A 9,153-nucleotide genomic window follows, 5' to 3' on the forward strand; every position below is an offset into this window, starting at 1 on the left:
TCTTCGCTTCACAATTAACAAGACGGAAGCTTCGACGCGACAGCCTTCGCTTCCTTCTGCAATGGCTTGCCGAGCCGAGTGTCCGTCTTCGCTTCACAATTAACAAGACGGAAGCTTCGACGCGACAGCCTTCGCTTCCTTCTGCAATGGCTTGCCGAGCCGTAGCTTCCGTCAGGAAGCGAAGGCTGGTACCCCCGACAGGATTCGAACCTGTGACCCCCAGATTAGGAATCTGGTGCTCTATCCTGCTGAGCTACGAGGGCATGTTTGGAGAGACGTAGATAGCATCTCGCCAAAACAGTGTCAATGGGACAGGATCGTGATTCGTGATTCGCAATTCGTGACTCGAACAGGAGTTTTTACGGCTGATTGGCATGTTTTACCAATCGCGAGTTACGAGTTACCAGTCACAGATATAAAAGCGGCAAGTGCAGCTTTTATATCTTATCCATCAACTTCAGGATCAGGATCACGAGGAGCACCAGGACGGCGAGGCCAACAAGGGATCCGCCCGCCTGGATATTTTCAAGGTCAGCCACGACCGCCTGCCGTTCCTCGACGGTAAGGGAATCCAGCCGAGCCTGTACCTCCTCCGGCGAGAGCCCCAGGGCGGTGAGTTTTTCGGCAAGCAGCTGATCCTCGAGGGCATTGCGGGCTTCTGCCAGAAGATCACCGCTCATCCCTGTCATCTCCGCGGGAGCCGAGGGGATGAAGGCCGCCTGAACAGCCCCGGGCAGGAATACCATGCCCGAGAGGACAAAAGTGAGGTACCAGCATGTCATACGTGCTACGGGCGAACTCAGCAATATACGCATAGAAAGCTCCTTTCCGCTGATTACCTGCCAGCTTTCAGCTCACAGCTAACCCACTGTTAACTTTGGCCTTTCCACTTTTCACTTTCCACTCTGGAGGAAATTTCCTGAATCGTTCGCCAGATTCAGAGAATTTCATCCAGCCCGATATCCATCCTTATGGCGATACGCCGGAGCTTGCGCAGGGCCGACGCCTCGATCTGACGGATGCGCTCCCTGGTCACCCCGTACAACCGGCCGATCGATTCGAGCGTCTTTGACTCGCCGTCGTCCAGACCGAAACGGAGAATGATGATCTCTTTTTCGTTTTTGTGGAGTTCATCCAGCCAGTTGAAGATGAGGGACAGGCGTTTTTCGTCCTCGATCTGCTCGGAGGGCATGACGGCCTTCTCATCCTTGATCAGGTTCATAAGCTCCTGATCGTCATCTTCGCCGATGGGGGCCTCGATGGAAGAGGTCCGTCGTACCAGCTGATAGATATACTGCACCTTGGCGAGAGGTTTATCCAGCCGCTGGGCCACATCCTGCATGGTCGGTTCCCGGCCCAGTTCCTGGAGGAGCTTGCTGCTCGCCTTCAGAACGCCGGTGATCTCCTCGGAGACGTGGACGGGAAGACGGATGATCCGTGCCTGGTTGACGATGGCTCTCTCGATGGCCTGGCGGATCCACCACGTCGCATAGGTGGAGAACCGGAAACCGCGCTTGTAATCGAACTTCTCTACAGCCCGGATAAGGCCCATATTGCCCTCCTCGATGAGGTCGAGAAGGGGCAGACCCCGGTTCATGTACCTTTTGGCTATATTGACCACCAGGCGGAGGTTGGACTCGATCATGAGGCACCTGGCGTCTTCGTCCCCCTCGGACACCTTCCGGGCCAGATGGAGTTCCTCTTCGGCGGTCAGCAGCTTTGTTCGGCGGATCTCGTCCAGGTAAATCCTGATGGGATCACGACTTACAACACTGCTCCTGCCGGTAACTCCCGGCTTTGGGGTGGATGCCGATCCCTTTTCCTTGCCGCTTTGTTTCTTCATACCCCTAAGGTGCGGACAGGAAGTCCATGGGATCCTCGGGGACCCCTCGCCTTCGGACCTCAAAGTGCAGGTGCGGCCCGGTGGCCCATCCTGTCTGGCCTACCCTGGCGATCACCTGACCCTGCTCCACACGCTCCCCCATCCTGACCAGTAGTTTCGAATTGTGGGCATAGACCGTGGAAAGCTCACTGGCGTGCTTGATGACCACGACCTTGCCGTACCCCTTCATCCCGTCACCGCTATAAGCTACCTTCCCTTCGGCCGCTGCTTTCACCGGCGTCCCCGTCGCCGCCGCCAGGTCGATACCCTGGTGATCCCGGTCTCCCCTTGGACCGTAACGGGAAGATGTCCTGCCCGACATGGGCCATATAATACTGATCTTTTGGCTCGATGGTATCTCGTCTCCGGGCCTGTACGGTTCGATCTCCATAACCTTGTTCACGCCCGGGACGAACAGAATGCGGCCAATGCGAAGATCTGTAACGTCCTCAACATCATTTACCCACTGAAGTGTTTCCAGGTCAACACGATAAGTTGTGGCGATCCGCCAGAGCGTCTGCCCGGCCTTCACCTCGTGGTAGACGCCGCCGAACCCCTCCCGGTTTAACTGGGCCTCGGCCTGCCCCGCCGGACGGGGCTCCCAGGCTAACTGGCGAGGGGCACAAGCGGCGGCGGCTACGACAATGATCGTCCAGAAAAAACACAGTCGCAGCCGTGAACAGCGAACAGTGAATAGTGGACGGTTAATCTTCATTTTTTATTCCGGGGAACCGTGAACGCGCATCGCTAACGCTCCACGGGTTTTGGGTTTTGGGTGTAATTCTCAATTTTCAATTCCCTGGCCTGAGATCGCTTCACCCGGTAACGGTTCGCGATGACTTCTTTTCCGCTATACCGTGCTTGCCGTTCGAAGCTCATTGAGCGAAGGATATTCTCCGCGTCCAGGCTCTTTCCCCCACGCTCCCATGCCCCCATACCGTTCCCAAGTCTGCTCTTACCTCTGGACGCTGGACTCTGAACTATCACTTTGCACGCCGGACTTGTGCCTCCCGACCGCAAACTTGAGGAGGGCAAACCCTCCGATAAGCAGAACCATGAAAACAAGACTGAACCAGTTGAAATATTTCACCAGGAGATGTTTCACCGATTCGCCCCATAGGTAAATGGCTCCGGCGACGAGGAAAAAGCGGGCGCTTCTGCTGACGGCGGAGACGGCCGCGAATGGTTTGAAAGGGATCTCGAAGGTCCCGGCGGACAAGGTGAACACCTTGTAGGGAATGGGCGTGAAACCTGCCACGGCAATGGCCCAGACCTCGTATTTCTCGAAGGCATATTTAACAGCCTGGATTTTTTTCTCTGAGAAAACCTTGTGAAGCAGGGGACGTCCCCCCAGCCAGCCGATGAGGTATCCGAACATCCCCCCTAATACGGATCCCGCCGAACAGACCAGCGCCAGGACAAATGCCGCGTCGGGCCTTATGAGGGCCATGGAGATGAGAAGCACGTCCGGCGGAATGGGGAAAAAGGAAGACTCTGCGAAGGCGAGGACGAACAGCGCCGTGGTGCCCGCAGGACTTTGCGCCCAGCTGATGACCCATTCGACGAGACCGCCCATCAGTACCCGGCCTCCCAGCCGTGTTTCCCGACCAGCCTGACGAAAACGCAGCTGCCCAGCCGTTCTTCCCGCAGGGTGCCATCCTCCCCTTTTGTCACGCGGGTCAGTTCCTGGAGGCTGTTGGAACCCACCGGGATCACAAGGATTCCACCCGGTTTGAGCTGCTCGGTCAGCGGTTCCGGGACCCAGGGCGCTCCCGCCGTCACCAGGATGCGGTCGTAGGGCGCGTACTCCTCCCAGCCCAGGGTCCCGTCAGACAGTTTGACAAGGACGTTGCCGCAACCCAGGAAATCGAGAACCTTCCTGGCCTTGCCGGTAAGCGAGGGCACCCGCTCCACCGAGTAGACCTTGGCGGCCAGTTCGGCCAGGATAGCCGTCTGGTAGCCGGAGCCCGTTCCGATCTCGAGGACCGTTTCCGTACCGCTCAGCTTCAGCGCTTCGGTCATGGCAGCCACAATGTAGGGTTGTGAGATGGTCTGCCCCTCTCCGATGGGCAGCGGGTGGTCCTCGTAAGCGCTCATGCGCTGATGCCCTTCCACGAAAAGGTGTCTGGGTACCTTTCGCATGGCATCTAGGACCCCCTCGTCCTTGATACCCCGGGGAATGATGTCCTTTTCCACCATCTTTTCCCGGGCCCAGGCCTGGCGATCTGAATTTCCCCTCATCTGTCCCCCCCCTGCCAACTTTTGAACTGTTCGACAAACCGGTAGTTGGTCATGTCGACGTGAAGGGGGGTGACACTGATGTACCCGGCCGTGACAGCTCCCAGATCCGTTTCGGTGGGTCCCTTGTAAGGCGGCCTGGTGCCGCCGATCCAGTAATAGGTGCGTCCTCTCGGATCGCTGTTCCTGATGACGTTTTCCTCCCATCGGTGGAAGCCCTGGCGGGTGATGAGGAATTTATCGATATCCTGGTCCGGATCGTCCGGCACGTTGATGTTGAGGATCGTTCCTTCGGGGAGACCTCTTTCGCGGACCCATCCGGCAGCCGCGACGGCAAACCGGGCCGCGGGACGGTAGTCCGAGTAGCGGTCGTCGACCAGGGAAACGGCAAGGGACGGCACCCCCATGAGTCCCCCCTCCATGGCAGCCCAGACAGTTCCCGAATAGGTGACGTCCTGTCCCATGTTACCCCCCCGGTTGATCCCCGAAACGAGGAGGTCGGGTGTCGTTCCGTTCAGGAGAACGTGGGTCGCCAGGTGTACGCAATCGGTGGGTGTCCCGTCGATGGCGAACCTGTCATCCCCAAGCTCATCGATGCGCAGGGGATGGTTCAGGGTCAGGGAGTGGCTGGCGGCGCTGCGTTCCCGGTCCGGAGCCACGACCACCACGCGCCCCAGTTTCCCGAGGGCGCCGGCAAGGGCCAGGATGCCCGGCGCGTTAATGCCATCATCGTTGGTGACTAAGATCAGCATTGGCAGTCAGCAGCTTCCTTAAGGTTCTATTTTGATTTTCCGGGGCATCGTAACTTTTTGGCGTGAAGGTTGCAACGGAAACTGGAGTGAAACGTGAAACGGGAGAGCAGTGAATCGCTATAACAGGATCTTTGGGATAGAAACGGGGATTTTCATGGCAAGAGACAATGAAGCTACATCTCTTCATCATTTCAACGATCATCGTAATCTGAAGGTGCCGCGAGAGGCAGCAGGAAGGATTTTATTTGGAGCAGGTAAAAAGGTTTACAAACATGATAGAGTCGCAAAAAGTCCAATCCGGGACTTTTCGCTCCACGGAAAGGGAAAAGCGTCGTTTTCCCTTTCCTTACAAATCAATGACTTACAGTGGGAGTCATTGATTTGGGCGCCCCGCGCGGGGCGCGTTGATGGACTTTTTGCGAGTCCATCACCTGTTCGTTATCCCAAAACTATCGATCATCTCCGCCTTGTCGCTCCAGACTTCCACCGTGAGGTTCTGCTCTTCGTCGAAGAAAAGAACGCAGAAGTGATAAGCCTTGAGGAACAGTTCACTGAATTCGCTGGATTCGGCCTGGTTTCTGAGGGGCGCACCACCGCCGCCGGTGACGATGTACCGGATTCCGTTGACCGTTGACCTCTCGTAATCGTGGTCGTGCCCGTTGAAAACGGCATCCACCCCGTACTGCTCGAAAAGGGGGACCAGGTCGTCAGCGATCCCCTTCTCGTCAGAACGGTGTTTCCCGGTGCTGAACAGGGGGTAGTGGAACGTCACGATGGTGTAGTCTGTCGCGGAAACACTCGACGAGAGCTCGCTTTCAAGCCACTGGTACTGAGTGGAGCCGGCAGCGAGGCTCGATTCGGTGTCCAGAACGACGAAGTGAAACCCCTCGATGTCATCTACCGGGTACCACTTCTCGTTACCGGGGAGTGTAAAATTGTCGAAATAACGCTGGGCTTCCTCCTCGTGGTTGCCTAATGCGGGGTAGACGGGGGTCCCGGATGGCAGCTCTGAAATAATGCGGTTGAAGATGATCCAGTCACCGGCCACCCGGCCGTCGTCCACCAGGTCGCCGGTGTGAAAGACGGCGGCAGGCTCGATGGTCGCCATCCCCTCCACAAGTGTCAGGTGGACATCGTGACCGGTGCGGCTGTCTCCGTAGACCACGACTCCACCGGCCAGGTGGCCGGGGAGCACGGACCAGTCCACGGATGCACTGCACCCGCCGGCCGCGACTGCGAGCACAAGAGCCACTGCAAAGAAAACCGTGTATTTCCTCATCGCCATTTCCTTCATCAGGGTCGCAAAAGTCCGTGCGGGCCTTTTGCTTAACGGGAACCGAAAAGCGTGGTTTCCGGTTCCCTCACGGGGGCGCGTTGATGGACCATCTCTGTGTCCATCAACTGAAACAGCCTCGCGTTAACGGAAATGTTACCACAAAGACAGGTCGTCTGGGTTGATGGTTTTGAAACCCCATCGGTTCTGAACCGGTAAAATAGTTCGCCACTTTTTCCTTAAAATCCTGCTAAAATTGCAGGGGAAGCAATCGCCTCTGGAGAAGGAGGAGGTGATAAAATTGCAGAGTTGTAACCTTGATGGACCCGCAAAAAGTCCCGGATTGGACTTTTTGCGACTCTATCAAGTTTGATGTCTGAAGCCTGCCCTTCGATCATGCTGACTGCGTGATCGAAGGGTTTTGGTTTTCAGGCGCTCGCTACACTCAGGTTTCACCGCTGATCAAACTCCACCTCTATCTCCTTCCTCTCCCCCGATCCAAGCTCCAGGATATACTTCCTCGATCCCAGGTCCGGATGCCTGACCTCCAGGTTGTAAAGGCCGGGGTTGATATCGAAGGCCCTGACCTGCCAGGCGCCTCCTCCGGAGATCGCCAACTCCTCGCCGTTCAGCAAGACCGTTCCCCCCGATGGGCTGACAATGGTCAGTTGGGCTTTGCGTAGGGCAACCGGCATTATATCGTTGAGGGCGGACCGCTCACCCATCCAGCCTGCCAGAAACCATCCCCCCGCGACAAGCAGGATAAGGAGCCCAACGATCCACAATGCTTTTAAGGAAGATCTGCTCTCCTTGTCATCACCGACGTAGTGGCCTGCATGCTCTTCCGCTTTGGAACCGCCTCCGGGAGTCGCCTTGAGGCTCAAGGGAACATCCGCGGTACCGGCTTTCTGGTGTGTGTGCGGCACGGACACGACATCTTCAACCGGCTCGAGGGGCGGCAGATCAGCCGGCGGGTCCAGTTCGAGGGGATGGACAGCGCCTTTCTCAACACCCGTCGACGGCGCCGGTGCGACGGCCGCTTCAGGCAGCTGAACCGCAACGAAGGGAGCAGTGACATCCTCCGGGCCCGCATCGGGAGACAATGAAGCGGTGCTCTCGGGGTCACGGTGCCTTTCGACAAGCCTTGTTACAGCTGTTTTCCGGGGGATCCTTTCCAGGGGCAGTGACATCTCGAGGACCGTAGACAGCTCTCCCATGGAGCTGAAGCGGGTTTCCGGGCTTTTGTTGAGGCACTTCATGACGATCTGCGAGATCGCGTCAGGGACATGGGGGGCGAACTCGCCCGGAGACGGAGGATCGGTGTGCAGGACGTTCTGGATGAGGGCGATGTGGTTGGCTCCCGAAAACGGCTTCTTCCCGGTAAGCATCTCGTAAAAGACGGCGCCGAGGCTGAAGATGTCCGCAGCCGACCCGAGCTGGTTCCCGGTGATCTGCTCGGGGGCCATGTAGGCCGGGGTCCCCAGGATCTGCCCTGCCACGGTCAGTTCCCCTGCATCGGGAACCGCCACGATCCCGAAGTCCATGAGCTTTACCTCGCCGTTTCCTGAAAGCATGACGTTGGCGGGCTTGACGTCCCGGTGGATCATGCCCCGGGAGTGGGCGAAAGAGAGGGCATCGCAGACCTCGATGACGACCAGGGACGCCTCCACGACCTCCAGGCGCCCCAGACTTCCCAGGACATCCCTGAGCTCGGCCCCGTCGACGAACTCCATGGCGATATAGGCCTTTTCACCTTCTTCCCACAGGTCGTAGATAGTGACTATATTGGGGTGTTCGAGGGAAGCGGCCGCGCGGGCCTCGAGCCGGAACCTTTCGAGAGCGTTGGGGTCGGTCCGGAACCTCGCCAGGTCCAGTTCCTTGATCGCCACGTTCCTGTTGAGGGACTCCTGGACAGCCCTGAACACGACGGCCATGCCCCCCCGGCCGATCTCCTCGATGACTGTGTAGTTGCCGATTTTCCGGACCATTTCATCCCCTGGAATTGAGTGGCAGGCGATGCAACGGGAAGATTTTAATATATCGGAATTGCGAATCGGGGATTGAAAATTTCCTGCCCTTGTCTTTCTTCGCTGCTTCGCGGCTTTGCGTGAGACCGCCCTTCAGCGTTATGGCGCCGGGACGCATAGACTCAGGAACGCCACAATTCACCCTTCGACCTGGCTTCCGACTGCGCTTCGACCGTCTCCGTTTGAGCTTCAGCCTTCGCGTAAACCTCCTTCGTTGCTGCTTATACCCGGAAAACAGATATGTCCTCTCCGTTAAAGCCCGGAAGTGCAGTTCGGACAGCGCTTCGCGTTAATGGGAATGGTTGTGAAACAATAAGAGCATTCTTTCGTTGTCGGCTCTGCCGGAGGAGCGTCCTCCTGTCGCTGCATTTTGTTCAGGGATTTAACGACCATGAACACCGCGAAAGCAACAATGATAAAACTGATGACTGTATTGGCAAACATTCCGTAGTTCAGTGTCACCGCCCCGGCAGCCTGTGCATCGGCGATGGTCATATAGGGTCCCGCCGCTGAACCTTCCTTCAAGATAATGAAAAGATTCGAGAAATCCACGTTACCCATCAGCATTCCGATGGGCGGCATGAGGATGTCGCTCACGAACGATTTTACAATTGTTCCGAAAGCGGCACCGATGACGATTCCCACCGCCATGTCAACCACGTTGCCTTTCATTGCAAATTCTTTAAATTCCTTGAACATAACGTACCTCCCCTTCCAGTCTTGTGTTTTGAGTTTTTTTCATATACGCAGCGTATCACGTTTTTCCGAGACGCTGCCAGAGTCGATAGCCTGGCCCGGATCCCTGGTGAAGGAACACTCCGGTTCAGGTAGTCGGGGCGAGAGGATTTGAAGGAACCTACGCCAAGCAACGTCCATGACTATCAGGATGGACCTCGATATATATCCAGCTTCGGCCCCCCCAGGCCTCCAACCACCACTTTTCAGGTGGTCGGGAAGAGACCTGTTCGTCATCCGCAACCA

10 protein-coding genes and 1 tRNA gene are annotated in these 9,153 nt (G+C 57.2%); all 11 read right to left on the reverse strand.

What is annotated here, in order from left to right:
* Positions 1-186 precede the first annotated feature (186 nt).
* Positions 187-263: transfer RNA gene (locus P1S46_09800), tRNA-Arg, on the reverse strand.
* Between the two features lie 174 nt (positions 264-437).
* Positions 438-815 (reverse strand): PA2779 family protein, encoded by a 378-nt coding sequence (locus P1S46_09805; protein ID MDF1536773.1) that lies wholly within the window; start codon positions 813-815, stop codon positions 438-440.
* Positions 816-937: 122 nt separating this feature from the next.
* Positions 938-1,843 carry a sigma-70 family RNA polymerase sigma factor gene (locus P1S46_09810; GenBank protein ID MDF1536774.1) on the reverse strand — a complete coding sequence of 302 codons (906 nt, stop codon included), beginning with the start codon at positions 1,841-1,843 and terminating at the stop codon, positions 938-940.
* Between the two features lie 4 nt (positions 1,844-1,847).
* Positions 1,848-2,597 carry a LysM peptidoglycan-binding domain-containing M23 family metallopeptidase gene (locus P1S46_09815; GenBank protein MDF1536775.1) on the reverse strand — a complete coding sequence of 250 codons (750 nt, stop codon included), beginning with the start codon at positions 2,595-2,597 and terminating at the stop codon, positions 1,848-1,850.
* A gap of 240 nt (positions 2,598-2,837) precedes the next feature.
* Positions 2,838-3,458 carry a DedA family protein gene (locus P1S46_09820; GenBank protein MDF1536776.1) on the reverse strand — a complete coding sequence of 207 codons (621 nt, stop codon included), beginning with the start codon at positions 3,456-3,458 and terminating at the stop codon, positions 2,838-2,840.
* Positions 3,458-4,123 (reverse strand): protein-L-isoaspartate(D-aspartate) O-methyltransferase, encoded by a 666-nt coding sequence (locus tag P1S46_09825; GenBank protein MDF1536777.1) that lies wholly within the window; start codon positions 4,121-4,123, stop codon positions 3,458-3,460. Before P1S46_09825 ends, P1S46_09820 begins: the two co-directional genes overlap by 1 nt.
* Positions 4,120-4,872, reverse strand: a complete 753-nt coding sequence (surE, locus tag P1S46_09830; protein MDF1536778.1) for a 5'/3'-nucleotidase SurE — start codon at positions 4,870-4,872, stop codon at positions 4,120-4,122. The genes P1S46_09825 and surE overlap by 4 nt, the downstream gene beginning before the upstream one ends.
* Before the next feature lie 427 nt (positions 4,873-5,299).
* Entirely contained in the window at positions 5,300-6,151 is an 852-nt protein-coding gene (locus P1S46_09835) for a metallophosphoesterase (GenBank protein ID MDF1536779.1), read from the reverse strand.
* A 446-nt stretch (positions 6,152-6,597) separates the two neighbouring features.
* A complete protein-coding gene (locus tag P1S46_09840) occupies positions 6,598-8,133 on the reverse strand; it encodes a protein kinase (GenBank protein MDF1536780.1) in 1,536 nt (511 codons plus the stop codon).
* A gap of 291 nt (positions 8,134-8,424) precedes the next feature.
* Positions 8,425-8,871 (reverse strand): large conductance mechanosensitive channel protein MscL, encoded by a 447-nt coding sequence (gene mscL / locus P1S46_09845; protein ID MDF1536781.1) that lies wholly within the window; start codon positions 8,869-8,871, stop codon positions 8,425-8,427.
* A gap of 39 nt (positions 8,872-8,910) precedes the next feature.
* Positions 8,911-9,153, reverse strand: a 243-nt coding sequence (locus P1S46_09850) for a hypothetical protein (GenBank protein MDF1536782.1), incomplete at its 5' end; no start/stop codon positions are given.

This window comes from bacterium (assembly GCA_029210545.1).
In the GTDB taxonomy this organism is placed as follows: domain Bacteria; phylum BMS3Abin14; class BMS3Abin14; order BMS3Abin14; family BMS3Abin14; genus JARGFV01.

Coding starts and splice junctions, on each gene's coding strand:
- P1S46_09805 (MDF1536773.1), bottom strand. CDS start 815: ATGCGTATATTGCTGAGTTCGCCCGTAGCACGTATGACATGCTGGTAC.
- P1S46_09810 (MDF1536774.1), bottom strand. CDS start 1,843: ATGAAGAAACAAAGCGGCAAGGAAAAGGGATCGGCATCCACCCCAAAG.
- P1S46_09815 (MDF1536775.1), bottom strand. CDS start 2,597: ATGAAGATTAACCGTCCACTATTCACTGTTCGCTGTTCACGGCTGCGA.
- P1S46_09820 (MDF1536776.1), bottom strand. CDS start 3,458: ATGGGCGGTCTCGTCGAATGGGTCATCAGCTGGGCGCAAAGTCCTGCG.
- P1S46_09825 (MDF1536777.1), bottom strand. CDS start 4,123: ATGAGGGGAAATTCAGATCGCCAGGCCTGGGCCCGGGAAAAGATGGTG.
- surE (MDF1536778.1), bottom strand. CDS start 4,872: ATGCTGATCTTAGTCACCAACGATGATGGCATTAACGCGCCGGGCATC.
- P1S46_09835 (MDF1536779.1), bottom strand. CDS start 6,151: ATGAGGAAATACACGGTTTTCTTTGCAGTGGCTCTTGTGCTCGCAGTC.
- P1S46_09840 (MDF1536780.1), bottom strand. CDS start 8,133: ATGGTCCGGAAAATCGGCAACTACACAGTCATCGAGGAGATCGGCCGG.
- mscL (MDF1536781.1), bottom strand. CDS start 8,871: ATGTTCAAGGAATTTAAAGAATTTGCAATGAAAGGCAACGTGGTTGAC.